This is a genomic window from Thiomicrolovo sp. ZZH C-3, assembly GCF_054862725.1.
On the sequence record NZ_JBTKXX010000001.1, the window covers coordinates 979,229 to 1,003,449 of the forward strand.

The window sequence follows — 24,221 nt, forward strand, 5'->3', positions numbered from 1 at the left end:
GTCAGCGGCGCTTTCCCGGGACGAGGGAGGGGTAGTCAATCCGGTTGCGCAGACGGTACTCTTTCGGACAGATCCCTTCATGGTTTTTGAAAAATCGCCCCAGCTGTGAGGGGCTCTCGAAGTTGAGGGCGTAGGCGATCTGCTTGATCGACATATTGCCGAAACAGAGCAGGTACTGGATCTCCTTGATGATACGCAGGTGGATATAGGAGAGCGCGCTTCGGTGCAGCGTCGCTTTGACGGTTTCGCTGAGATGCTTCGGGGTGACATCCAGCATCTCTGCATAGGCTTTGACACTCTTCTTGTTCCAGAAATGCTCCTCGATCAGCACCAGAAACTCCGCACTGAGCTGTTCGGCCCGTGTCAGATTCTGCGGCAGGCCCGCATTCTGCTTTTCACGTTTGAGGATGAAAAGCAGCTGGGTGATGAGCATCTTGGCCATGCTCCTGAAATCCTCTTTTTTCTGGCGCAGTTCGAAACTAAGCTGTTCGAAGAGCGCGAGGACCTTGGCGTAGGTGGCCGTATCGAGGACGACATCGTTCTGGTGCAGGCGGTGGAAGGCAAACAGCGGATCGAGGGCATCGGAGGAGAGGTTCTCCTTTTCGATAAAAGCCTTGTCGAAAAGCAGTACGTAGGTTTTTGACTCGTCCGAAATATCCCTGAACGCGTAGATGGAGCCGGGGCAGACCAGTTGCAGGGCCTGGGGCCGGATCGTGTAGTCGAAATGGTTGACGCTGCGGATCGTCTCCCCTCTGAGCCGGAGAAAAAGCGCGTAGTAATCAAAGCGCAGGGGGATGCCGTGGCTCGGGGCGATGTCGTCAAGCAGCAACACGACATCCTTCGCTTCGAAACCTTCGGCGTAAAAGTCCATACCGAAGGTGGGGTTGGGTTTGAAAAGGTACTTGTAGGTATTGATCGTCTCTTCAATCGTATAGAGCGGAAGCGATGCCCCCATGGGTTTACCTTTCGCTTTTTGCCTATTATAGTGACGCAACAACTATAGAAAAATCAAATAATCCGACCAATTGCACAGTTAAGCGAACATTGGCTCTTTTCAACGGAGGACGCTGCTGTTAAGATGGTGGGGTAGTACTGCGAACATTCACATTGAAGGCCCAAACGGCCTAAAATAGAAAGGATTATCGATGTTTATACCGATCCGTAAATTGGCAGTAACAGTTATGGTGCCCGTCGTTGCAGGAGTTTGCTCGGGACTGATGGCCGAAGAGCCTGCTTTGGCGTATAAGTACGATGACACACGGCTTGTGTGGGGGCCTTGCCCGGCTTTCCTCGGCGAAGCGTGCAAGATCGCTGTTTTACACGGCGATCCGGCCAAGCCCCGCACCGATGTGTTTTTCAAAGTCCCGGGTGACTACAAGATCCCGCATCACTGGCATACGTCAGCGGAGCGCATGATCCTCGTCTCGGGCAATATGACGGTCCAATACGACAACCAGAAAGCCGCACTGATCGAAACAGGTATGTACGCTTTCGGACCGGAGAAACGTCCGCATGTCGCCTACTGCGAAAAGGGGGAGCCCTGCGTGCTCTTTATCGCCTTCAACGAGCCGATTGACGCTTTCGAGATCATGCAGCCCGCTGAATAAAAGAAAGAGGACGGCTATTTTTTATGACGCTGCCGCCAGAGGCGCATCAGGGCGTTTTCGCCCAGCGGGTGCCTGTGTTTTACCCGGAAACTGTGGACCCACTCCCGGACAAAATCTTTTTGTAATGTTGCGTTGATAGCCGCGGTGATGACCATGGCTATAAGCGCGCCGATAGTGGCGAAGAGCATATCCTTGTGCGCATCCCAAACGTCGCCCTGGGTGCCGAGGTAGGCCATCCCGAGGTCGCCGCCGAAGTAGACGGCCGCCCCCCATTCGACCAGTTCATAGAGCATGGAGCTGGCCATGGTGACCAGGAGGGGAAAAAAGTAGCCCCAGAACCCTTTGACGTCGACGACGCGCAGGAAGAACTCTCGCAGCGGGTAGGCGAGCAGCAGCCCGTAGAGAAAATGGACGACGCGGTCGAAATTGTTGCGTTCCCAGCCGAACATGCCGTTGAGCGAAACGCCGAAGAGCGATTGCCCCCACGCCTCATAGGGCACTTCGGCATAGGTGTAGTGGGCGCCGATTTCGTGCAGGTAGAGAAAAAGAAAGACCAGTGTCAGCGAGATGCGCGAGAGGGGAAAGGTGTTGTAGGTCGTGGCAAAAAAAAGCACGGCCAGCAAAACCAGGACATTTTCCAGGATCCAGTCGTGCCGGTCGAAGGGGGTAAATGCCAGGAAGATGAACTCCAGCGCAAAGAGCACGGAGAGGAGAAGCAGGTAGCGGTTATGGGCGTAAGCGTACTCCTTGTCCCGTGGCATTCACGCTCCTTTCGCCCTGATCAGCTCTTCTTCTCAGCCGGTTTTTCGGCGGCAGCTTCCTTAACGGGTTTGGCCGCGATTTCGGTCGTTTTGCGGTGGCTTTCGCCTTCGAAGATCCCTTTGGATTCGATGACCATCTCTTTGGAGGAGATGATGCCTCCGACATAGCCGTTCTCTTTGATCTCGACACGGTCGACGTCGACGGTCCCTTCGATGCGTCCGCGTACAATGAGGTGCGGCGCTTTGACCTCGCCGACGATCACGCCGTTCTGTCCGACGGTAATCACCCCTTTTGAATGCATCGTTCCCTCAAGGCGACCGTCAAAAAAGACGTCGCACTCCAGTGTCATTTCGCCTTTGAGTAAAGCGCCAGCTGTGATGATGGTGGTACTGGTGTTGGTGACGGGAGCTTTTGCAGGTTTTGATTCCGTGTTATTGTTGCTACCAAAGATTGCCATGGTACTTTTTTCTCCTTTTCAAAAATGGTGGCATAGTGTTCGAGGTCCCACTTGATAAACCAGTAAGGGTTGAGTTTGCGCTGGATGAAACGCACTTCGTAATGCAGGTGCGGGCCGTTGCTCAAGCCCGTATTGCCGCTGTAGCCGATCAGATCGCCTTTTTTGACATACTGGCCGGATTTGACGCTGATCTTGTTGAGGTGGCCAAAATAGGTTTTGAAACCGTAGTTATTATCGATGATGATCAGGCGTCCGTAACCGCTGCTGCTGTGCATCCCGGCATACTCGATGACGCCGTCCGCCGTGGCATGGACAGGGGTGTTCATCGGGGCGCGGAGGTCGCTGCCGGGGTGGAACTCTTTGCGGTGCAGGGTGGGGTGGGTGCGGTAGCCGAACTTGCTCGTAATGCCGCGGTACTCCACGGGCGAACCGTTGGGGATGTGCTGCAGCAGTGCCGCACGCTGCACCGAGGTCATCTGGGCGATCTCGACGCGTTCAAGCAGGCTGCTGTCCGTTTCCGCCTCGGGGGCCAGCCCGATCAGGGTCTCGATGCCGTCGAGGCGGTCGGAGACCGTGGTAAGTTCCGCCTGTTTGTCGGCGAGCTCTTTTTCCGCCGTGGCGATGGAGGTCAGCAGCTCGGCATTGTGCGCTTCGAGCTGGGCCTTTTTCTCGTCGATATCGTTGAGCGAGACGTTGAGGAAAACGATAAAGGCGACCCCGGCGGCAATCAGCGTGACAAGGCCCGCACCTGCGTAGAGCAGGACTTTCTTGACGATATTGTGCAGGCTGTACTGCCGTACGCCGTCAAGGTCATGAATCGTGACAGTAAAGCGTGTATTCATCCTTGCGCGTCTCCTAATGGTACTGCCGAAGCAGTCCTTACTCTTCTATATTTCAGATCTAAACTATTACTGAAAATTAAAACAATTTTTATGTGACATTATACCTTGATTTGAAACGTCCCTATTTCTGCAAAAATGGTACAATGTGGTCTTCGTTGCAATATATAATATTTTTAAATATCGCGCCCATTGTACATTGCTAATCTTAAGGAAATTATAAAGCGTTTCTTTCATGTTGTTTTATGTTTAATATAAATTAAAGTTGTGACTTTATTTTCTCCTCTCCCTCATCATTCTGGACAATAACGATATCGCTTTTCAGTTTTTTGCCGCCGGAGATTTCAAAGGCGTTGTGTTCATAGAAGGCCAGGGTCCTGTCAAATGCCGGCAGGGGAGGCGTCGTCACCTCCAGCCGTTTCCACCCCCTGGAGGCGGCGAACGCTTTTGCCTGCTGCAGCAACTCTCTGCCTATTCCCATCGAACGGTACGCGGGGCGTACATATAGTTCCGGGATCGTACCGTAGGCACCCTCCGCGTAGAGGGCATAGCTTTCATAGAGCGACACGAACCCTATCGCTTTGCCGGTTGCGGGGTCCATGGCGAGAAAAACATGATAAACCCCACGGGACAACAGCTCCGCTGCCCTCTCCTCCGTCTCTTCCTGATGAAAACGGAAGGCTTTGACGTTGATGCGGTTCATGATCTCGTGGAGCAGTTCCCCGGTCATGACGGCGATGTCGAGGGTATTGTCAGGGGTAGCCCGGATGAAAGTGGCGGTCATGGTGTTGCTCCTTTGCTGTGGCGTGTCGGTCGTCAGGCTTTCGCAAGCAGTAGGGTGCCCGTGGTGATCATGACGCTTCCCGCAGTCCTATTCAGACGTTTTTGCGACCGTTCACTTTTGAAAAAGGCCCTTGCCCCGGAGGCGGAGCAGGCGTAAAACAGCATGACGGAGCCGAGAATGGAGGCAAGTGCAACGGCGATGAGCACGACGTCATACGTTTCTAAGGTACGGAGGTCGACAAAGAGGGGGAGAAAACCGAGGTAGAAAAGAATGACTTTCGGATTGCCCAGCGTGATGGAGAGTCCGCTAAGGAAGCCGTACTTTTTTGATGCCGAGACACTGACCGCTTCCGGTGCCGTGCGCCATAACTGCAGCCCTAACCAGATTACATAGGCGGCACCTGCGTACTTGATCACGGTAAAGAGCACGGCGAAAGTCTCCGCGACAACTGCAAGGCCGTAGATGGCGGCCAAAAGGAAAACCAGGTCGCCGGCAATGATCCCCGCAATAACGGGCAGCGACGCTTTGAAGCCTGATGACAGCGCTTTGGAAACAGTGATAAAGACCCCGGGACCGGGGGTGACGGCCAGCACAAACATGGCGGCCGAAAAAGCTGCAAGGTCATACACGCTCATCGCTCTCCTTTCATAGTGTGCTGATTGCTCTTTTTGGCATCGATCCTGTCCCCATGGCTCGGCGGTGTTGAGACCACCAAAAACTCCAGATCCTGTGCATGTGCATTGCTCAGGGTGTGTGGGGTGCCTGCGGGGATGTGGAAGCCTTCTCCGGGGTGCAAAGTAAAGATTTCATCCGAGACTTCAAGGGTCGCAGTGCCGGACAGGACATAAAAGAACTGCTCTGCTTTATTGTGAAGGTGGCGGGTTTCCGACGACCCTTTCGGGACGCGTTCCCGGATGACACTGAGATTGGCCGAAGCCGCCAGGTGCCAACCGTCACAGTTGTCTCCCCAGGTATAGTGATCGCTGTTTGTAACGGAAACGATGGGCATTTGAAACTCCTGGCACCAACGCTTTGCTCTTCGTTACATTGGAGCGCAGCGGGTCATTTGTACGATGGCAGCAACATGTTGGAAATCATTTTCAAGCATGCTTACGTATCTTAGCCAATTCATTTGAATAGAGCGGTGCATCTCCGTACGCAGGTCAGTCTGAAAATTTTTCCCGTATGGTGTCGGCGATTTCCACCGGCGTTTTCAACTGTGCGAAACAGCTCTGCGTCCCGCAGAGCATGTAGTTTTTGTTATGGGTGGCTTTGACGCGAACGTAGGGGTAGGTGACCTCCGCCAGGGAAGGTGCGGCGTCTGCCAGTTTGTCGGCACTGGCTTTGACGAGCAAGTCTTCGAAGCGGTAGCGGATCGCCTGGTTGAAGAGGTGGGGGTAGCTGATGGGTGCTTTCGCCAGATTGGCGGAATAGAACTGCAGGGTTGTGAAGGCGAACTGCCGGTAGCTCTCATCCCGGAGAATGCCGAGGCTCAGCAGCAGATCGACGATCACCCCGATGGAACCGGGATAGAGCGCGTCTGCCGGATCCGCCTCCGTCGTGAAATCCCCGCGACTCAAATACCAGCGTCCGTTCTCATAGAACGCCTCCAGCGCGAAGTCGGCCATCCGCTGCGCCTGCATGAGCCAGACGTTGTCATACGTGGCTTCATACGCTTTGATGAACGCGGTGCCGAGGTAGGCGTAATCTTCCAAAAAGGCGCCGACCTTCGGGGTGCTGTGAATGAGCCCCGAGTGAAAGAGCGCGCCCTGGGGCATCACGAAATCCATAAGCGCCTCCAGCGCATCGACGGCCTTCTGTGTGTAGATGGGATCGGATTTCCCCAGCTCGAAGAGGCCGCGGATCATCATCGCGCTCCACGAGGTCTGCACCTTTTTGTCGATAAAGGGGTATTCCCGCGCTTGTCTCAGGGAGATGAACACTTTCCGTACAGCGTTGAACCACTCCGGACGGTCAGCGGGCGACTCGAGCCAGACGATGTTGCGGCCCATGAAGTTGCCCTCCGGCGTCACATGCAGGGTGGTGAGGATCGTTTCCGTATCGTCTGCGCTGAAACCGTGTTCGAGCAGTGCGGTTTTGGCCGTGTCGTACTCAAACGTGTAGTAGATGCCCTGTGCGCCTTCGGTGTCGGCATCGCTGGCGGAGTAGAAGAGGCCGTCTTCTTGCATTTTCCCGGTCATAAAGTCGGCGATCTCTATGGCTATTAGGGTATAGCTCGCGTCATTCAACATACGTCCGGCACGGGCGTAGAGCTCGCAGTGCAGCCCGTTGTCGAAGGTCATCTTCTCAAAACGGGGTACCAGCCAATCTACATCGGTACTGTAGCGGCAGAAGCCGCCGTCGATGAGGTCGTACATGCCGCCCCGGTGCATCGTAGAGAGGGTCTTTGTGAGCATCTTCTCGGCATAGGGATTGTCTTGCAGCAGCACGATGTCCAGCAGCGCGTTAAGGGTGTAGGTCTGCGGAAATTTCAGATCATTCGAAAAGCCGCCGCTGTTCGGCTCGAAAATGCGCAGCGCCTGTTTGACGAAGCGCTGTATCAGGGTGGCATTGAGCTGTTTCACCTCTATGGCCTGCGGGGCGGGTTTGTCCAGATAGGCCTGAATCTCGTCGGCGCTTTTGAACAGGCTTTTATCTTTTTGCGCCACTTTGGCCGCAATCAGTTCTGTCAGCTCCGTGAAACCGATCTTCTCTCCGCGGGAGTCCGGCGTGATGTAGGTACCGGCAAAGATGGGCCGGTTGTCCGGGGTGCAGAAGACGGAAGTGGGCCATCCGCTCGGTTTGCGGTTCAGCAGGTGGTGGACCTCCTGGTAGTATTTGTCGATATCCGGGCGCTCTTCGCGGTCAACTTTGATGCAGATGTAATGTTTGTTCAGGATCGCGGCGATCTTTTCACTGCTGAACACATCGCGCTCCATGGCGTGGCACCAGTGGCAGGTGCTGTAGCCGACCGAGATAAAGATGGGGCGCTCCTCTGTGCGGGCGCGTTCGAACGCTTCGTTGCACCAGGGGTACCACTCTATGGGGTTGTCTTTGTGTTGCTGCAGATAGGGCGAGTCTTCGAGTTCGAGTCTGTTGGGCATGGGTTTCCGATCTGTGTTGGAAAAGGACTTTAGTCTATCATTCGCGCCGTGCGTATTACGTGGTCAGCGACAGTCCTTCAGTTTCGTTCGAAGTGCAAGATTCGCTCTTTTGGTCTCCAATGGGCTTTTAAGCGCCTTTTATGCGTAAGAACATAATCAGTGCGATAAGTGATGTTGTTCGATGATCTCGGTAAATGCCGCTTGAAGCCCTGCTTCGTCCGGGAGCTCACCGCGCGCCGCTTTGCCCCGAAGATCGTAGAGCTCAAACAGACGTGCCACATCTTCTTGCGTAAGTTCGAAGCCTTTTGCCTCGATGGAGCGCAGGAGTCCTTCGCTGATAGCAATCTGGTGTTCTTTATTTGCGACTGTCCACGCCTCACCCATGTACCAGTAGACCACCATGTCAGTGACTGGGTAATGGCCTTTTTTGATGTAGGTGTAGTCGTTAAAGTATCGTTCCAGTCTGTCCAATTGCATCAGCATCCTCCCGGCTTACATAACAGGAGGTGTGCAAATGTCGGTCCCGACTGCCTTGTTGGCAACTATCTCATGATATTAGACGATGTACTTCCCGGTCCACTTCTGGAGCTCTTCCACGCTCATGGCCCTGGACCTGCGGTTGATCTCATACCCGTTTTTAAAGAGAATGAGCGTCGGGACGGAGCGGATGTTATAACGCGCTGCAAGTAAATGTTGCGTATCGGTATCGACCTTGAGGAAACGGGCCTTCATCGGCAGGGCGGCGGCCGCCTCTTCGAATGCCGGGGCCATCGTGCGGCAGGGGCCGCACCAGGGCGCCCAGAAATCGACTATTACCACGATGTCGCTGTTCCAGACATGCTTGATAAATGCCGCTTCATCCACGCCGACCGGTTTCGTCTCCAGCAGCGAAGCCTTGCAGTGCGTGCAGTCGGCTTCGCTGTAATGCTCCTGTACGGGAATGGTGTTGATCTCACCGCAATGGGGACAGACCATTTTTTGTGTATCCATGACGCTATGCCTCCGGGTCTCGATATCTATCTTCCCCGGGCCACGGTGGAATTTTACTCTGTCATGCAGAATGGAAAAATCAGCGTTGACCCATGGAACTTCAATCTATCCTTTGCAAGTTTCAAACTATGAAAGATGAAACAGTACATCGTAGATTGCCAGGGCTTTGTCTTCGAATACACGTGATAACTAACGTTTAAAATGACCAATCAAAAAGCTGCCCAAGGGTTTTTGATTGGTCTCCAATGATATGTTCTGTATTTTAGTCATATACCCAGAGCTTTATTATCTTATTTTCCCAATGGTTTTCAATGTAATGGATTTTTACTTTCTGCCCATTCTTAACTATAGGTCCACCTCTATTCTTTGTATATTCATAAAATAATGTTTTCTCATTTATATTAGTTCCAGTGTATCGTATGCTGAAGTTGACATCTTTTACGCGAAACCTTTCTGTATCATGTCCATTAAGAGGCATTTCATGATAATTTTCGACATGCCCTTCTACAATAGAGTATGTTTCATTTTTAATTGATTGTTCAACCTGATGATTGTCAGAATATTTACCGTAAATGCCAACTACCGTCATTGCAGCCCAAGCAACTATCAAAAATCTAAGAAAAATTTTTGTGAATTTATTTGTCTGTTCTTTGGTGAAATAAAGTACCAAGTAAACTGTAAAAAAGAGAAAGACCAATAATAAAATATTCCAGATAGTCAATGGATCAGGATAAGAAGCGTAGATAAAAATTTTTTCATTCAAAGTACATTGTCCCTTCAATTACATAACGTTTAAAATGAGCTAATAATTGCCCGCAGGGTAATTTATTGGCTCCTCTGATTTGTTAGATATGGCTTTTCGCACTTCGGCTTGAGGTGTAAGTTGTAAGAATAGAAAGAAAGCATCAATTTTCATTTTTCCATCTCCAGCATTTTTGTAATATTGAATTCACAATATTCCGCTTTACCATCTCTTGGCAGGGGTATATTATATACACCCCCACTCATTGCCCAGTTGTATTCTGCATATGCTTTTTTCCGATTAGGTGTATTGAAATAGGCCATTTCCATATATTCAACATTGGGTCTTATTTGCACGTGTTTAACCCATTCAAGATATTGCAGACACGCATATAGATTCCAATGAGCTTGTTCACGCACTTTTGAATTGGCAGTAGCTACAGGGGCTTCAGCTATGGTAAAAAATGTCTTTGCATACTGCATTGCCAAAGCTTGTTCAACTGGGCGACGAAAATAGCCGAGTGGTTGAAAGATCGCTCGTTCTATGTCATCTCTTACTTTGTTTTTGTTTGTATCAACTCCTGATAACGTGTAATCGCTGAACGCTTGGTTGGGTTTTGGAGGCAATACAAAACCGTTGATCACCATAGGCTTTTCTGGATAGATCCAGTCTGAATCATTATGTAATCGAATTCGGTAATCCTTTTGGACTTTGACGCCTTCATAGTTGTCTCGGACAAAGTTTGCAAACACATCATGACTGAAGTAGTGTTCCCCTGGTTTTGTGAATTCGCAGAGCTCCGAGTTGAAGTCAGAACCAATTATCCATGCCGTCTGATTGTCATCCAGAGATTTGACCAAATAATGGCTCAGAGGCTCTCCCCCGATGCGACCAAATCCTCTATGCTCCACATTGAAAAAAGAGAGGACGCCAAATCGACTTCCCGGAGGGTAGACTTTTATTTTTTTGAAAAAATTATATGTTCCCTGCTTCTGAAATTCTTCGTCGCTCTCAAAACTTAGATTGGTCACCGTGTAATATGGTTCATCCATTGCAGAGGGACCGATATTTTTTATCAATGCCAGGTTCTCTTGGGATACAAAGACTCGATTCTCACAGGGCGTTTCATGGTATTCATAGATGTGGGAATCATTTGCATCTGTAAAAACATACGACAAAATCGCATAGATCAAAAATAGAACGAATAAAATAGACTTGTAAAAGAAAACGATATAGGTGACGAGCGCCGCAATAGCTAATGAAATAAGAACTTTTTTACGCTTGTTGGATATTTTGCCGTTCTTATCATGTCCTAGTTTTTGCATCAATCTTTGCCATAGTTTTTATTTTATTCACATTCATGCTTTCGAGCCTCAGCGTTTGAAGCATCTAACGGTCGCGCTGAGCACCGCTGAGTCAGACTTCATAAATCAGCAAGCTGATTTCTGGAGGCTGGCTTAGCGAGTGACTCCTGCCATGTGTTGGTCGTAGCGAAACGGAGACCGGCAGATGGCAAGGTGGCACGTTCAGTGCACAGCGCGACCGTTGCTCGTTCCCGCAAAGCGGGAACGAGCAACGTTTAAAATGAGTAATCAAAAAGCCGCCCGAGGATTTTTGATTGGTCTCCAATGATTTGTTAGGCATTTTTCGCCTGTACCGTAATCCTATGCAATTTGGATTGGACATATTCATAATGAATTGAATAGTTGCCGAATTCAAAACGAATCCAATCTCTTAATTCTCCCATAAAATCAACTTTACCTTCAGTTATTTGAATACCGTGGCTTGTTGCATACTGCATCGCATCGGCCTTAGAATTAAATCTCATTAGTGTATCGCCTTCGAAAGGGTCAAAGGTTTGTAGATCAACAGGTCGTATATACAACGTGCTAAAAAGCTGATCTTCATTAAAAAGAAAGTTCAGACCCAAATCTGGGATTTCAGCCCAATATTCGCTGGCAAGACCTTCATGAAATCGATCATATTCATATTTGACTTGTACGTCATATGTTTCGAAAAGGTCACAAAGAGCATCGTTCTTTAGGTGCATTCCAAGAAGGTCAAGATATTTCATGTTTGATGCCTAACGGTCGCGCTGAGCACCGCTGAGTCAGACTTCATAAATCAGCTTGCTGATTTCTGGAGGCTGGCTTAGCGAGTGACTCCTGCCATTTGTTGGTCGCAGCGAAGCGGAGACCGGCAGATGGCAAGGGGGCACGTTCAGTGCACAGCGCGACCGTGGCTCGTTCCCGCAAAGCGGGAACGAGCAACGTTTAAAATGAGCAATCAAAAAGCCGCCCGCGGGTTTTTGATTGGTCTCCTCTGATTTGTTATAAGTTACCAAATTTTCCACCAAGGATTTTTTTGAGACTGGTGGCTTTCATTTGCTGTTAGAACATGGTATTCAGGCTCATCTGCTTGGTCCATGTCATGCCTTACAGTTGTAATGGAAGCTGCAAGTTCTATAGGTGCATCGAATATATAATCAACATCTTCGTCTCCCTGGTCTTGTTCCTCAAAAAGCTGTTTTCTGATCGCTTCAAAATTCCCAGGGACATTTCCGAGTTCATCTATGTGTCGTAAGTCTTGTTGTGCATCATGCTCTACAGCCCAGTGAAATGAACCGTTTTCCCAACAACAGGCTTTAGAATACATTACATGCTCTTCGACTTGGCAAAATATTACAGTTGTATCTTGAGAAAGTTTTTTTAACAGATCCTTTTTTAACAATGGGTTATTAAAATAATTGAACTGAATATGGCACCAATTATTAGACAAATTAGCGCCACTTATTTCGGACTCAGGAAACTCTTCTATTTCGCCTGTTTTTTCAAGGTCAAGAACTTCTATCACATGATCTAGTGTTTTATCTTTAACGGCTATCCAAGAAATTGAAAACCCCATTTTCTTCTCCTGTTCATAATGACGTATAACGTGTAAAATGAGCAATCAAAAAGCCGCCAGCGGGTTTTTGATTGGTCTCCTTTGATTTGTTAAGTATCTTCACTTGAATATACTTTTGAGCATTTTTTGGATTTCGTCCTGAGCATACTCAGTGACCTTTTCTTTTCCTTCTTCAATCGCTATTTCGACTAAAGAATCATAGTCATTTAATTCGCCACATTCTTGACACTTGATCATATCACCCGATGAATGCTCTTTATCCGTATCACCTTCTAATACGCAGTCGCAGAATAAACATTTCAACTCCACTGTAAAGGTTTTATCTTCCATTAGTTGTCTCCCAAAAGTTTAAGACTAAATGTTGCTAGTGCTAACAGAAAACCTAGCACTATAAATAGCCCCTTATGGTCTTCAATATAATCCGATGTTTTCTTCAACCAGCTTCTTGAGGCCTTAAGCTCTTCAGCTTTTCTTTTTGAGCGTGCCGCACCCATACCTTTAGGTGTTATACGAAGCGAGGTATATTTACCGCCATTTATAAAAGCGTGTTCAAGCCATTCGTGAGCCAAACATTTGTCAGTAGCTTTTTCCAATTCCGAAAGCGTATATGATGTCCCATTTGCATCATTGAGTTCATCAACAAGTTTTTGATCTATTGACAATGTGACTGTTTTATAAGTAGACCCAGTTGATTCCATATAATCAATTACATTATTGAGGATTTTGAACTCTGGCACTTTGTTCCTTTGATACTTAACGTTTAAAATGAGCAATCAAAAAATCCGCTCGCGGGTTTTTGATTGGTCTCCTCTGATTTGTTATCTTTTAATATCAGATTCATTTGATTGCATCACTAGCTATAAATATAAAAGAGATGAAAAACATCATCAATGCAGTGAGAAAATATTCCGGTTTTAGCTGTGATTCGCGAATTAGAATACTTTGAGAATGATCATTCGGATTGACATAACAGCGAACCTTACCATTGTGTATTAAGTGTTTTGCTAATGATTTTGCTTCATCCTCAAAGTCGATTCTGCTGCATTTCTTTAAAAAGAGTTGGTCCGATCTATATTTTTGACTTTCAATAGTAGACGTGTATTTGATTTTAGGATAATAAGTTCTTGTTCTCCATAGAAAACACATAAGATTAACAATTTGAACACTTGATACATCTGCTTCTAAAGTAATCCATTTTTTAGTTTTTGCAAGACGGCTTGCTTCTCTTTGTTGAAAATAGACGTAAGTTAGAAAATAGAATAAATTAAGGATAAGTCCCAATAAAGTGTTTTCTAACTTAATATAAACGTACATTAAAAGTAAAAATGCGGGAAGTGATGTGAGTAATATGTATATGCTTATGTAGTCTACTGAATATTCTTCAGCGATTGTATTTATCCATTTCATATTGCTAGTAATGCCTTTTAAGATAACGTTTAAAATGAGCAATCAAAAAGCCGCCCGCGGGTTTTTGATTGGTCTCCTTTGGTTTGTTATACCTTTCCCTGGCCGTGCTATCCATTTAAAAACTGCTCCAAAACATCTTTTTCGGACGAATAAACCTGCTTACCAGCCTGCGAATGAATAAATGTATTGTACATAGTAACTTTTTCTTCTCCGATGGATATTATTCCCTTTCTATTCAAGTCTGGGTTACTAGTTAGAAGAAGAGCTAGCTTGGGTGTTAATGGATAATAGAACTCAAGTTCAGATGGGACTTCCTCAAGACTCAAACCAATAGCATGAGTATTAATTATTGGTTGGTCGCCGGTAACAAACGGCGTATTCGAAGTGTTTTCTATGAGTACCGGCCGAAATTCTGCTCTATCTTGGTACAGACTAAACCCTACGCTCGTAGCACTTGTATGTCTAAGTACGGCCCACATTCCATCAACGTTAAACCCTTTAAAGGAGCCAATGGCTTCCCGAACTTTGCTATCGATATTCTGGGTTCTAAAATACTGCTGACATATGAAAAACAAAAACTCGATCAACTCATCGTCGTCGTCATAAAAGGAGAGATCTTTGCGATACAGCATCTCTAGGAATTTAATGGCATTAGACTCTATCTTGCCATGAAAATCTTCTTCAAAATTATGAACTAGCACATCTAACATTTTATCTGCTTCTGGATGTGACACTCCGTGGCTGTCAAGCAGGTCTCTTATCTTAAAAACCTGATTAAAGAAATCTATCCATCCGTGGTTAAGATCGCGAATTAATGGTCTTTTATCTTGATCAATGAAGGCTTTAATGAATTCTATCTCGGCTTCAGTTAGTTCCTTAAGCTTGTAGAAGTATCTTTCTTGACCGACCCCCATCAACCCAGACTTAAATATCCTTCGGTCCATAAGGCAGTATATGCTTTCGTTCTCGGACCATGCTCTTAGATATTTACGCCACACAAAGTGCTGCTTTTTCTTCTTTTGCTGATTCAATTCAACACTCCAAGTCTCGTCGTAAGGTATAACGGTCGCGCTGAGCACCGCTGAGTCAGACTTCATAAATCAGCAAGCTGATTTCTGGAGGCTGGCTTAGCGTGTGACTCCTGCCATTTGTTGGTCGTAGCGAAGCGGAGACCGGCAGATGGCAAGGTGGCACGTTCAGTGCACAGCGCGACCGTTGCTCGTTCTCGCAAAGCGGGAACGAGCAACGTTTAAAATGAGCAATCAAAAAGCCGCCCGCGGTTTTTTGATTGGTCTCCTCTGCTTTGTTATGTAGTTGCATGCTATGAAGTCTTAGCAATATATATGAGCCACGCCCAAATTAACCAACTAGTCACAAGTAGCCTTTTTCTTGCAGAATGATTATCCGGCATCGCTAAGGTATGAATAATTCCCATGGGTAGTTCAAAAAAGTATTGAAGGTTCAAATTCAAAACAATAAGCAGCATTAAAACTGTTAAATATGGACGAATCGGGTCTTGGGGATAGTCGAATATACTTGCAAGAGTAAAACTCAGAATTGCCACAATCGCAATAATGATGTTCTTCATCTTTTCTACTTCCACCAACTATCCTTTGTTTACATAACGGTCGCGCTGAGCACCGCTGAGTCAGACTTCATAAATCAGCAAGCTGATTTCTGGAGGCTGGCTTAGCGAGTGACTCCTGCCATTTGTTGGTCGTAGCGAAGCGGAGACCGGCAGATGGCAAGGTGGCACGTTCAGTGCACAGCGCGACCGTTGCTCGTTCCCGCAAAGCGGGAACGAGCAACGTTTAAAATGAGCAATCATAAAGCCGCCCGCGGGTTTTTGATTGGTCTCCTGTGATTTGTTAGGCATTAGTATGCCCTTGGACAAATGCAAGCAAGTCCGATACAAACAACGGCTCTACTTTGCGGATGGTAGGTTTCCCGCGTAATCCGAGTTTGTAGAAAAACCATTTGAAAATTAAAAAGACATCAATGAGCTCACCTTCGGAGTGAAAATAATGATCTATGCTTTTAAGATCTTTTAGATCTATCCCATAGTTATCTAGAAGATCAAAATAGAGCTCTTCAGCAGTATCCCCATCGATTCCTAGATCTTCCACTAGGGAATCTGTCTCCAAAACTTCTTCTTTATTGCTATGGTGACTGAGAATTGAGATTAATGTCTTCATTTCCATTTTATGCCTAACTATTTATTCATTTCCAAACTGTGTCATATTGCTGGAATATCCATAGATACCCGGAACCCATCAGTGTCCTGGTATTGGATATTTAATCGCAATATTAAACAAATTGAAATACAAATGTTAATACTACGCTTTTTTTCTTAAAATTATTTCTGTTTGAACGTCCTCGGTATTTTGATATTCGGACGAAGTGTCCGCATATCATTGAAATATGTGCTTATTGGACACTATGTCCTGCGTATTGAAGGATGGCCATTATGTCGAAAAAGAAACTTCTTGATCTGGTTCGGGAACAGATACGTCTCAGACATTACAGTATGCAGACGGAAAAAAGTTATGTCGGTTGGGTGAAACGCTATATTTTTTTTCATCACAAAAAGCACCCTGTCGAGATGGGCAAGGCAGAGATCGAAGCGTTTCTGACCCATCTCGCTGTAGAAAGAAACGTCAGTGCGACAACCCAGAACCAGGCTTTCAATGCACTGCTGTTCCTCTATACCCAGGTATTGGGCATCCCGTTGAAAGACCAGAACATCCAGGCGTTGCGGGCGCAGCAGAGAGTGCATGTCCCCGTGGTCTTGACCAAAGAGGAGGTCACGCGGATTCTTTCAGGCCTTGCCGGTGTCTACCAGTTGATGGCCTATCTCATGTACGGGTGCGGTTTGCGGATGAAAGAGGTACTGCAGCTGAGAGTCAAAGATATCGATTTCGGATTTGACCGTGTCTACATCTGGGACAGTAAAAGTCTCAAGGACAGGACGGTGCCGCTGCCACAGAAGATCAAACAGCGGCTGCGTCTGCAGGTAGAGTACGTCGAAGAGCTCCATCGGATGGACCTGGCCGACGGTTGCGGATCTGTCTATCTTCCCCATGCGCTGGAACGCAAATATCCCGCAGCGCACAAAGAAACGAAATGGCAGTATCTTTTTCCCATGAAGACGATTTCGACCGATCCGCGAACGGGCCTCCGGCGCCGGCATCACATCCTTGAAAGAACGTTCGGGAGGAACATAAAACTGGCGGCGGAGAAGTCCGGTATCCACAAAAGGGTGACCTCGCATATCTTCCGCCACAGCTACGCGACGCATCTGCTGCAGAGCGGCGTCGACATCAGGTCCATCCAGGAGCTGCTGGGGCATAAAAGCGTCGAAACGACAATGATCTATACCCACGTCGTGAAGGAGCTGAACAAGGAGAGCATCAAAAGCCCGCTGGACTTTTAATGCCTCTGTTCGAATGCCGAAAGAAAGGCCTGCTTATGCAGGTTTTTGAGTGCGCTGTTGAGGCCGTTGGCGTTGAACATGACGAGTTCGCGGTAGTAGCGCTGCAGCCGTTCGGTTGCGAGGACGGAGCTGCCGCCTTTGAGGATCATGCCGGTGGTGACTATGCGCTGGACGAGTTCGAAGAGCTTCACGCGGAGCCTGTCCAGTTCTTCGCCATCTTTTGTAGCGAGGAAGGCGTCTTTCACCGTTTCCAGACCCGCTTTGGCTTTGCGCCGGACCTCCTCGTCCTCCAGGGCATCCACGGCGCCGATGCCGATGCCGTAGAGGGCGTAGTGGATGGTCTTGGAGACGGATTTGTTCTTCGTGTAGGTGCCAAGGGGGTGCGAGGCGACGATGTGTTCCTGATGCACTTCATAATCGTCGAGGATGATATCGACGGTCTGCATGGCGTTGCCCACAAAGGTTTCGGTCACTTCACCTAAAACGAAACCTTCCATGGGCTCGAACGGCACTACCGCCTGCAGCTCCCGCCCTTCACAGTGGAAGCCGACGACGAGGGTGTCAAAGATGCGGTAGCCGCTGGCCCATGTCAGGCGGCCGTTCAGGCGGTAGGTGCCGTTTTGTTGCGTGGCCGATACCACCGTGACGGGGGCGCGCAGGTGGTTGATGGCGATCCCGCAGCGTCTGGCCAGATAGGTCTGCAGCAGGGCAAAGCGGTTGGCGTGCATGATCTTATTCGCTGCGAGGATCTGGATGGCCAGGAAAGCGAGGCTGCCCGAGCGGGGTGCGAGGGTCGTGAAGAGCCGGAACTTCATCGTTTCATGCAGGTCGGCAGCGTAGCGGTGAAAGGCAAAGACACCCGCGTCGTAGGCAAGCTCGAAGGCCGTCTTGAGCATCTCTGTATCCGTGTCGAGGCGGTGCAGGGGGAGGGCGTCCAGGCGGGCGGTTGCCGCTTCGAGCTGTGCACTGTAGTGCTCCAGGTCCGCAGTTGCCGCTGTCATGCTTCTCCCTTGCCGATGCTTTTGGTGGCGATGACCCGCAGGGGTTCGAACCCCAGGCGCTCCCAGGCGCTTTTGGCGCTTTCGTTCGCCGCCATATAGCTCAGTTCGACGGTGCCGATGGACTTCGACGCGAACCACGCCTCCATCGCACCGTACAGCTGTGCACACTGCTCACGGCCCCGGTGCGCTTCGTCCACGTAGCACAGGCCGATCCACCCCACGAGCCCGATATCGGCCGCGCCGATCTGCGACGGGGCGATCTTGCCCATGATGCAGCCGATATCCTCCCCCTCCTGCCGTAGAATGAGGGTCCTCGCCTTGCGCGTGTCGAGGTATTCGAGGGCATAGGTTTCCATCGCGTCGACGGAGAGGGCGGCGAACCCCTCGTAATAGGGGCCTTCTGCGCACTCGGAAAGATACAGAAAAGTCTTGTGGAGGGCTTCCACCAGGAAAAAGAGGTCCTCTTCACCCGCGGTACGAAGTTCGCTGCCCATACTGCTCCTTGCCGTTTGCATGCTGCATTCTACAGTCTGTCGGGTTAAAGCGCGGAGGGGTGCCCGCGGGGGCGGGGGAGGTCTACGGCTCGTAGACGGAGACGGCTTTGCGCTCTTTGAAGCCGAAGTGGCGCTCAAGGTCGGCGTTGTGCAGCAGCACCGGGACGACCAGCAGCGAGGCGGCGACGGCGGCGATGGTGCCGAAGATGAGCGCGACGCCCAGCCCGCCGAAGACGGCATCGCTGGCGAGCAGGGTCGAAGCGAGGATGATCGCCGTCGCCGTCAGGAAGATCGGCTTGGCGCGGGTGGCGGCGGCGTAGGCGAGCGCTTCCGTCTTGTGCATCCCCTTTTCACTCATCAGCGACTTCGTAAAGTCGATGAGCAGCAGCGAGTTGCGCGAACTGATCCCGATCAGGGCGATGAAGCCGATGAGCGACGTCGCCGTCAGGAAGAAGGTGTCGGCGCTGAAGAGGTCCATGATGAAGTGGCCCACGATCACCCCGATGATGGAGAGGAAGCTTCCCAGCAGGACGATGCCGCTGAGGGTGAAGCTCTTGTAGTAGACGACCATCAGCAGGAAGATGAGCACGAGCGCGGCGATGAAGGCCCCGCCCAGGTCCCGGAAGGTGTCGAGGGTGACCTTCATCTCGCCGTCCCAGTGCAGCTCGTAATGGCTTCCCGTCTTTTTGTCGGTGAGGGAGAGGTCGAAGAGGCCGCTCTTCTCGATGTCATACTGCTCGGAGAGGGTATCGAGGATCATATGGCGCGCATCCATCAGCGGGTAGACCTGGGAGACCATGTCCGTTTCGGCCACGACGTTGACCATCTGGTGCAGGTCCTTGCTCATGATCATCGGGTTGGCGCGGGTCGGGATGATGTCGACGACCTCGGTCAGCGGTACGAGCAGACCGTTGCTGTTCATCAGGCGAAGCCCCGAGAGCTTCTGTTCAAGGGCGCGTTTGTCCTTGCGGCTGAAGACCTTCGACTCCGGGCTCAGGGTCAGGAAGATCGGGATCTGCTCGTTGATCGTTTCGCTGTTCTTGACGGCGATGTCCATTCCCTCGAAGGCGAGGTAGATGATGTCGTTGACCTGCTTGATGGAGAGGCCCGAACGGGTGATCTTCGTGCTGTTGACCTTGAGGTCGAAGCGGTCGTAGAGCTCGTCGGCCATGACGTCGATGTCGACGAGCCCCGCCGTCTGGTGGAAGATCGCGGCGACCTTGCCGGCAAGCTCGCGGATGCCCGCGGCGTCGCGTCCATAGATCTCGGCGACAATGGCGGCCAGGGTCGGCGGCCCCGCCGGCGGTTCGACGAACTTGATGTTCGTACCGGCGACGATGGGCTGGCACGCCTCCTGGATCACCGGGCGGATGCGCTGGACCATCATGTAGGAGGGCTCGTCGCGGTCATGTTTCTTGGTCAGGTTGACGACGACCTCGGAGACATTCTCCGCGTTTTTGAAGTGGCTCCCCTTGATGAGACCCGCAAAGTCAAGGGGCGAGCCCATGCCGAGGAAGGTCTCCGTGTCGAGCACCTCCTGCTCCTTCTGGATAAAGGAGGTGACGCACCGGCTGACGGCGTCGGTCTGGCGGATGGAGGAGCCGTTGGGCAGGTCAACGTAGATGGTGAAGGTGTCGTTGTTCTTGCCCGGGAGCATCTTCGCTTTGACGATCTCGGTCGGCGCGATCATCAGCACGGAGAGGATGAAGGCGACAAGGGTCACGATCAGGATCATCTTCTTCTGCTTGCGGCTCTGCAGCAGCGCCGTGATGAAGCTTTCGAACTTCTGGAAGATCATTTATGGCCTCCTTCGTGTTTCGCGTGGTCGGGACGGTGCATCATCCGCTTGGCAAAGTAGGGGGTGAAGATATAGGCGACGAAGAGCGACGCGATCAGCGCCACCGGGACGTTCGCCGGGATCGGTTTCATAAACTGCCCCATCATGCCGCCGACGAAGGCCATCGGGACCATGGTGAGGATGATGGCGAAGGTCGCGATGTTCGTCGGCGGTCCGATTTCGTCGGTCGCTTCGACGAGCAGGTCGTCCTTGGGCATGTCCGCCGACTCTACCGAGTGGAAGTGGCGGTGGATGTTCTCGATCACGATAATAGCCGCATCGACCAGGAGCCCCAGCGAGAGCAGGAAGGCAAAGAGGGTGATCCGGTTGATCGTCTGCCCGGTGATGTAGGCGATAAAGAGGGTGATCGCCAGGATGGCCGGGACGGTAAAGGTGACGATGAGCGATTCGCGCCACCCCAGGACGAAGACCAGCAGGATCGCGATGATGACGATGGAGATGATGAGGTGGAAGACCAGCTCGTTGACCGCCTCGTTGGCGCGTTCGCCGTCGTTGCGGGTGATGGAGTATTTGATCCCGGCTTTTTCGAGGATAGGCTTGTAGTTTTCAAGGGCCTCTTTGACCTCGTCGGCGATGACGACGGCATTGGTGCCCTTGAGCTTGGAGATCGTCAGCGTGACCTGGTCCTGCGCCGGGGTGAAGGCGTCGCCGTCGCGGACGCTGATGGCGGCAGAACGGAAGTTCTGGATGTCGTAGCCGTTCTCGACCTTGGCGACGTCGCGGAGGTGGATCGGCGCCCCCATATACTGGGCGACGATGATGTCCTCGACGTCCTGGACGCTTTCGATGGCGTTCTTGATGCCCATGATGACGATCTCGCCCTCTTTGGTACGGTTTTTGACCGCCGGGACGTTATAGGCGAGGGCCTGTACCGCCTGGGTGATCTGTCCCAGGGAGAGGTTGTAGCCGGAGAGTTTGTTCAGGTCGACGAGGATGTTGTACTGATGCTTATGCCCCCCTTTGAGGGCCGTCACCGCGACGTTGGGCAGGCCGTTGATGGCGTGCTGGATGTTTTTGACCGCGTCGTAGAGCTGGGTGTCGTCCATCTTGCCCGGGTCTTTGGCGTAGAAGGCCACGGAGACGATCGGGATGTCGACGTCGATGTCGAGGGGCTTGATGACGGGCTGCATCGCGTTCTCGGGGAAGATGTCGGCATTCTGCATGATCTTGTCGTAGACCTTCAGGTTCGAATCCTCTTTCTCCTCCCCGATGTAGAAGGCGGCGTTGACGATGCCGACGTTGTCCATCGCCATCCCCATGATGTGCTCGATGCCGAGTACCTCTTTCATCTTGCGCTCGAGAGGGCGGACGATGACGTTCTCGACCTCTTTGGCCGTGGCGCCGGGCAGGGCGACGATGACCGTCGAACCGCTGACGACCATCTGGGGGTTCTCCTCGCGGGGCATGATCATCAGCGAGAGGTAGCCGATGGCGAGCAGGGTGACCCCCAGGATCATCGTCAGGGGGCTGTTGATGAAGTAGCGGGCGAGTTTACCCGCGTAGTCCTTGGGCGTATAGGGTTTGTGTGCGTGCATCTGCGCTCCTTAGGGGATCGTGACCGTGGCGTACATTCCCGGGTAGATCGGGGCTTTTGAACTCGTTTGGAAAGCGACCTTGACGCGGAAGGTATGCGTCATCGGGTTGGAGCTCGGGATGATGGCGCTGACGGTACCGGTCGTCAGCAGCCCCACGGAAGGGACCTCGACGGCGACCTTGGTGCCGTAGGGGACCTTGGAGAGGTCGCTTTCGGCGACTTCGATGGCGATCTTGAGGTCGCTAAGGTCCGCCAGGACGAAGGCCGGCATCCCCGGCATCGCCATCTCGCCGACTTTGATGTTCTTGGCGATGATGACGCCGTCGTTGGGCGCTTTGATCCGCAGGTACTTGTACTGGCTATAGACTTCGGAGAGCTGTGCTTTGGCCTGTTCCACCTGCTTTTTGCTGATGGAGACCATGTCTTCCATGTTCTTCGCGGCTAGTTCGAGGTTCTCGACTTCGTACTGGCTGACCATGTTCTTCTCCAGCAGGCGCTTGTAGCGGGCCAGGTTGAGGCGGACGTTGCTCAGCTGGTTCTGGTTCATCTGCAGGGCGAGTTCAGCCTGGGAGATCCCGAGTTCGACCCGTGCCTTGGCCGTGTCGACCTCTTTCGAGTCGATGGTATAGAGCAGCTGCCCTTTTTTGACCCGTTCGCCCTCGGAGGCGCCGACCTCGGTGACGAAGCCCATGTAGCGGCTGGTGATCATCTTCTGGTTGTCCGAGATGACGCTCCCGGCGACGGTGAGGCCGTCGGCATAGAGGGCGGCCGCGGCCAGGATAAAAGAGAGAAGCAGTTTTTTCATTGTGTGACTCCGTTGGCAAGTTTTTCAAGGGCGAAAACCCGTTCGGTCCGTTTGTTCTTCACTTCCAGCAGGGCAAGGACCTTCTCAAGCTGCTGGGACTGTTTGATGACGACGTCGCTCATGGAGGCGAGCTGTTCGCGGTAGCGCGCTTCGTAGCTGGCGTAGATCTCTTTGGCGAGCTCCAGCTCCTTGGAGAGGGCGTCGATCTCGTAGTCGAGGGAGGTGATCTCGGTATGGATCTTGTCGACCTGCAGGGCGATTCCCTTCTTGGCCAGGTCGATCTGTGTTTTGGTTTTGAGGGCTTCGATGCGGGCCTCTTCATAGGCGGCGTAGTCGCTGCCGCCGGCAAAGAGGTTCCATTTGAGCTGGACGCCGACGGTGTAGGAGCCTTTGTCGGCGGCATAATGCTCGAAACTGTCGGCGGCGGTCTGGACATCGGCCTGCAGGCCTACCATCGGCAGGTAGTCGGACAGGGCGACGTCTTTCATGCTCTCGCGGATCTGCAGGCCCGTTTTGGCCCGCTGGACGTCGACGTTGGCGGCGATCACGTCCGCCGTTTCGAGCGGCGGCAGCGGGACGTCGGAACTGGGGAGGGCGATGGCATTGACCGGCTGGTCGAGGAGAAAACTGAGGTAGTGGTAGAGCAGCTTCTCGTTCGCCTCCATCTGGTGGATGGAACGCGCGACGTTGAATTTTTTCGCCTGGACTTCCAGCAGGTCGGTCTGCTTGGCATACCCCTCCTGGATCATCGACTGCGTCATCGCCTCGAGGGTGCCGATATTGTCGTAGATCGTTTTCAGATTGGCAAGGGCTTCATCGAGCAGGCGCATATCGTAAAAGGCTTTGCGGGTTTCGTAGATCTTCTCGTTGAGCAGTTTCGTTTTGTCGAGGCGTTTGAGGCGTTCCATCCCCTCGGCCGCTTCGACGTAGGCACTGATCTTTCCGCCGACATAGAGCGGCAGGGTGTACTGCAGTTTACTCTGGAAGAAGTTGCGGTCGCCGGGGTAGTTCAGGTCTTCGGGCTGACGGTCAAGCAGTGTGCCGTCCGTACAGTAGGCCGGCGGCGTGGCACCTTGACACGCAATAAAGTCACTGAAACCGAAGTCACCGAACGCCGCTTCGCGGCCGGTGAGCTTGAAACCGAAGACGTTGCCGGCATCGTCGGAGCGGGAGATGTTCTGGATGAAATCCAAAGAGCCCCAGTGCTGTCCGCCGGCCCGGGAGACGCGTTCGCTCGCGCTCTGTACGTCGTAGGTGGCCGCTTTGATCTCAAGGTTCTGGGCTTTGAGAAGGTCGATGGCCTCGTCGAGGCCTAATGCGCCGTTCGGGGCGGTCGCAGCGCCGAGGCTGAGGGCCGTTGCGCAGAGCAGGGTCGCCAGTTTCATGGGTAAAGTCTCCTTTTTTGTAGCAAAATTATAAAAAAGTTATAAAAATTATGAGAGTGCATTATACTACATACGATCTTAATGAACGTAAACACGCCAGCACCGTTTTGTAAAC

The 24,221-nt window shown here is 51.3% G+C and carries 28 protein-coding genes; 2 read left to right on the forward strand and 26 right to left on the reverse strand.

Annotated features, from left to right (window positions below):
- Position 1: 1 nt before the first annotated feature.
- Positions 2-955 carry an AraC family transcriptional regulator gene (locus tag ACXWTF_RS05010; RefSeq protein WP_461713908.1) on the reverse strand — a complete coding sequence of 318 codons (954 nt, stop codon included), beginning with the start codon at positions 953-955 and terminating at the stop codon, positions 2-4.
- A 190-nt stretch (positions 956-1,145) separates the two neighbouring features.
- Here ACXWTF_RS05010 and ACXWTF_RS05015 point away from each other — a divergent pair, with 190 nt between their 5' ends.
- Positions 1,146-1,607 carry a cupin domain-containing protein gene (locus ACXWTF_RS05015; RefSeq protein ID WP_461713909.1) on the forward strand — a complete coding sequence of 154 codons (462 nt, stop codon included), beginning with the start codon at positions 1,146-1,148 and terminating at the stop codon, positions 1,605-1,607.
- Between the two features lie 14 nt (positions 1,608-1,621).
- Here the strand turns inward: ACXWTF_RS05015 and ACXWTF_RS05020 are convergent, their stop codons facing one another.
- From ACXWTF_RS05020 to ACXWTF_RS05110, 19 genes are all read right to left on the reverse strand, one after another.
- The gene (locus ACXWTF_RS05020) at positions 1,622-2,368 is read right to left on the reverse strand and encodes a DUF2238 domain-containing protein (protein WP_461713910.1); all 747 of its coding nucleotides are present in this window, start codon (positions 2,366-2,368) and stop codon (positions 1,622-1,624) included.
- Positions 2,369-2,388: 20 nt separating this feature from the next.
- Positions 2,389-2,718, reverse strand: a complete 330-nt coding sequence (locus ACXWTF_RS05025) for a bactofilin family protein (RefSeq protein WP_461713911.1) — start codon at positions 2,716-2,718, stop codon at positions 2,389-2,391.
- A complete protein-coding gene (locus ACXWTF_RS05030) occupies positions 2,715-3,668 on the reverse strand; it encodes a M23 family metallopeptidase (protein WP_461713912.1) in 954 nt (317 codons plus the stop codon). Before ACXWTF_RS05030 ends, ACXWTF_RS05025 begins: the two co-directional genes overlap by 4 nt.
- Positions 3,669-3,924: 256 nt before the next feature.
- The gene (locus tag ACXWTF_RS05035; RefSeq protein WP_461713913.1) at positions 3,925-4,449 is read right to left on the reverse strand and encodes a GNAT family N-acetyltransferase; all 525 of its coding nucleotides are present in this window, start codon (positions 4,447-4,449) and stop codon (positions 3,925-3,927) included.
- 32 nt (positions 4,450-4,481) lie between these two features.
- Positions 4,482-5,084 carry a LysE family translocator gene (locus ACXWTF_RS05040; protein WP_461713914.1) on the reverse strand — a complete coding sequence of 201 codons (603 nt, stop codon included), beginning with the start codon at positions 5,082-5,084 and terminating at the stop codon, positions 4,482-4,484.
- The gene (locus ACXWTF_RS05045; protein ID WP_461713915.1) at positions 5,081-5,458 is read right to left on the reverse strand and encodes a cupin domain-containing protein; all 378 of its coding nucleotides are present in this window, start codon (positions 5,456-5,458) and stop codon (positions 5,081-5,083) included. The genes ACXWTF_RS05040 and ACXWTF_RS05045 overlap by 4 nt, the downstream gene beginning before the upstream one ends.
- A 154-nt stretch (positions 5,459-5,612) precedes the next feature.
- On the reverse strand, positions 5,613-7,553 hold the full coding sequence (locus ACXWTF_RS05050) for a thioredoxin domain-containing protein (protein WP_461713916.1): 1,941 nt from the start codon (positions 7,551-7,553) through the stop codon (positions 5,613-5,615).
- Positions 7,554-7,709: 156 nt separating this feature from the next.
- Positions 7,710-8,030 (reverse strand): hypothetical protein, encoded by a 321-nt coding sequence (locus ACXWTF_RS05055; RefSeq protein WP_461713917.1) that lies wholly within the window; start codon positions 8,028-8,030, stop codon positions 7,710-7,712.
- A 78-nt stretch (positions 8,031-8,108) separates the two neighbouring features.
- Entirely contained in the window at positions 8,109-8,543 is a 435-nt protein-coding gene (gene trxC / locus ACXWTF_RS05060) for a thioredoxin TrxC (protein ID WP_461713918.1), read from the reverse strand.
- Positions 8,544-8,805: 262 nt separating this feature from the next.
- Positions 8,806-9,306, reverse strand: a complete 501-nt coding sequence (locus ACXWTF_RS05065; protein WP_461713919.1) for a hypothetical protein — start codon at positions 9,304-9,306, stop codon at positions 8,806-8,808.
- Between the two features lie 149 nt (positions 9,307-9,455).
- Positions 9,456-10,610, reverse strand: coding sequence for a hypothetical protein (locus tag ACXWTF_RS05070; protein WP_461713920.1), 1,155 nt, complete (start codon positions 10,608-10,610; stop codon positions 9,456-9,458).
- 311 nt (positions 10,611-10,921) lie between these two features.
- On the reverse strand, positions 10,922-11,359 hold the full coding sequence (locus ACXWTF_RS05075; protein ID WP_461713921.1) for a hypothetical protein: 438 nt from the start codon (positions 11,357-11,359) through the stop codon (positions 10,922-10,924).
- Positions 11,360-11,622: 263 nt separating this feature from the next.
- A complete protein-coding gene (locus ACXWTF_RS05080) occupies positions 11,623-12,189 on the reverse strand; it encodes a hypothetical protein (RefSeq protein ID WP_461713922.1) in 567 nt (188 codons plus the stop codon).
- A gap of 99 nt (positions 12,190-12,288) precedes the next feature.
- Positions 12,289-12,519 carry a hypothetical protein gene (locus tag ACXWTF_RS05085; protein ID WP_461713923.1) on the reverse strand — a complete coding sequence of 77 codons (231 nt, stop codon included), beginning with the start codon at positions 12,517-12,519 and terminating at the stop codon, positions 12,289-12,291.
- Positions 12,519-12,926, reverse strand: coding sequence for a hypothetical protein (locus tag ACXWTF_RS05090; protein ID WP_461713924.1), 408 nt, complete (start codon positions 12,924-12,926; stop codon positions 12,519-12,521). The genes ACXWTF_RS05085 and ACXWTF_RS05090 overlap by 1 nt, the downstream gene beginning before the upstream one ends.
- 100 nt (positions 12,927-13,026) lie before the next feature.
- Entirely contained in the window at positions 13,027-13,596 is a 570-nt protein-coding gene (locus tag ACXWTF_RS05095) for a hypothetical protein (protein WP_461713925.1), read from the reverse strand.
- A 107-nt stretch (positions 13,597-13,703) separates the two neighbouring features.
- On the reverse strand, positions 13,704-14,693 hold the full coding sequence (locus ACXWTF_RS05100; RefSeq protein WP_461713926.1) for a DUF4238 domain-containing protein: 990 nt from the start codon (positions 14,691-14,693) through the stop codon (positions 13,704-13,706).
- Positions 14,694-14,917: 224 nt separating this feature from the next.
- On the reverse strand, positions 14,918-15,199 hold the full coding sequence (locus ACXWTF_RS05105; RefSeq protein WP_461713927.1) for a hypothetical protein: 282 nt from the start codon (positions 15,197-15,199) through the stop codon (positions 14,918-14,920).
- Between the two features lie 265 nt (positions 15,200-15,464).
- Positions 15,465-15,791: a hypothetical protein gene (locus ACXWTF_RS05110; RefSeq protein WP_461713928.1), complete on the reverse strand. Its 327-nt coding sequence runs from the start codon at positions 15,789-15,791 to the stop codon at positions 15,465-15,467.
- Positions 15,792-16,063: 272 nt separating this feature from the next.
- Between ACXWTF_RS05110 and ACXWTF_RS05115 the strand changes: the two genes are divergently transcribed.
- Positions 16,064-17,029: an integron integrase gene (locus tag ACXWTF_RS05115; RefSeq protein WP_461713929.1), complete on the forward strand. Its 966-nt coding sequence runs from the start codon at positions 16,064-16,066 to the stop codon at positions 17,027-17,029.
- Here the strand turns inward: ACXWTF_RS05115 and ACXWTF_RS05120 are convergent.
- From ACXWTF_RS05120 to ACXWTF_RS05145, 6 genes are all read right to left on the reverse strand, one after another.
- Positions 17,026-18,030 carry a hypothetical protein gene (locus tag ACXWTF_RS05120; RefSeq protein WP_461713930.1) on the reverse strand — a complete coding sequence of 335 codons (1,005 nt, stop codon included), beginning with the start codon at positions 18,028-18,030 and terminating at the stop codon, positions 17,026-17,028. The two genes, ACXWTF_RS05115 and ACXWTF_RS05120, sit on opposite strands and share 4 nt — an antisense overlap.
- Entirely contained in the window at positions 18,027-18,524 is a 498-nt protein-coding gene (locus ACXWTF_RS05125) for a GNAT family N-acetyltransferase (RefSeq protein WP_461713931.1), read from the reverse strand. Before ACXWTF_RS05125 ends, ACXWTF_RS05120 begins: the two co-directional genes overlap by 4 nt.
- Positions 18,525-18,606: 82 nt before the next feature.
- Positions 18,607-20,319 carry an efflux RND transporter permease subunit gene (locus ACXWTF_RS05130; RefSeq protein WP_461714571.1) on the reverse strand — a complete coding sequence of 571 codons (1,713 nt, stop codon included), beginning with the start codon at positions 20,317-20,319 and terminating at the stop codon, positions 18,607-18,609.
- On the reverse strand, positions 20,319-21,917 hold the full coding sequence (locus tag ACXWTF_RS05135) for an efflux RND transporter permease subunit (protein WP_461713932.1): 1,599 nt from the start codon (positions 21,915-21,917) through the stop codon (positions 20,319-20,321). Before ACXWTF_RS05135 ends, ACXWTF_RS05130 begins: the two co-directional genes overlap by 1 nt.
- 9 nt (positions 21,918-21,926) lie before the next feature.
- On the reverse strand, positions 21,927-22,721 hold the full coding sequence (locus tag ACXWTF_RS05140) for an efflux RND transporter periplasmic adaptor subunit (protein ID WP_461713933.1): 795 nt from the start codon (positions 22,719-22,721) through the stop codon (positions 21,927-21,929).
- Positions 22,718-24,106, reverse strand: a complete 1,389-nt coding sequence (locus ACXWTF_RS05145; RefSeq protein WP_461713934.1) for a TolC family protein — start codon at positions 24,104-24,106, stop codon at positions 22,718-22,720. The genes ACXWTF_RS05140 and ACXWTF_RS05145 overlap by 4 nt, the downstream gene beginning before the upstream one ends.
- Positions 24,107-24,221 lie beyond the last annotated feature (115 nt).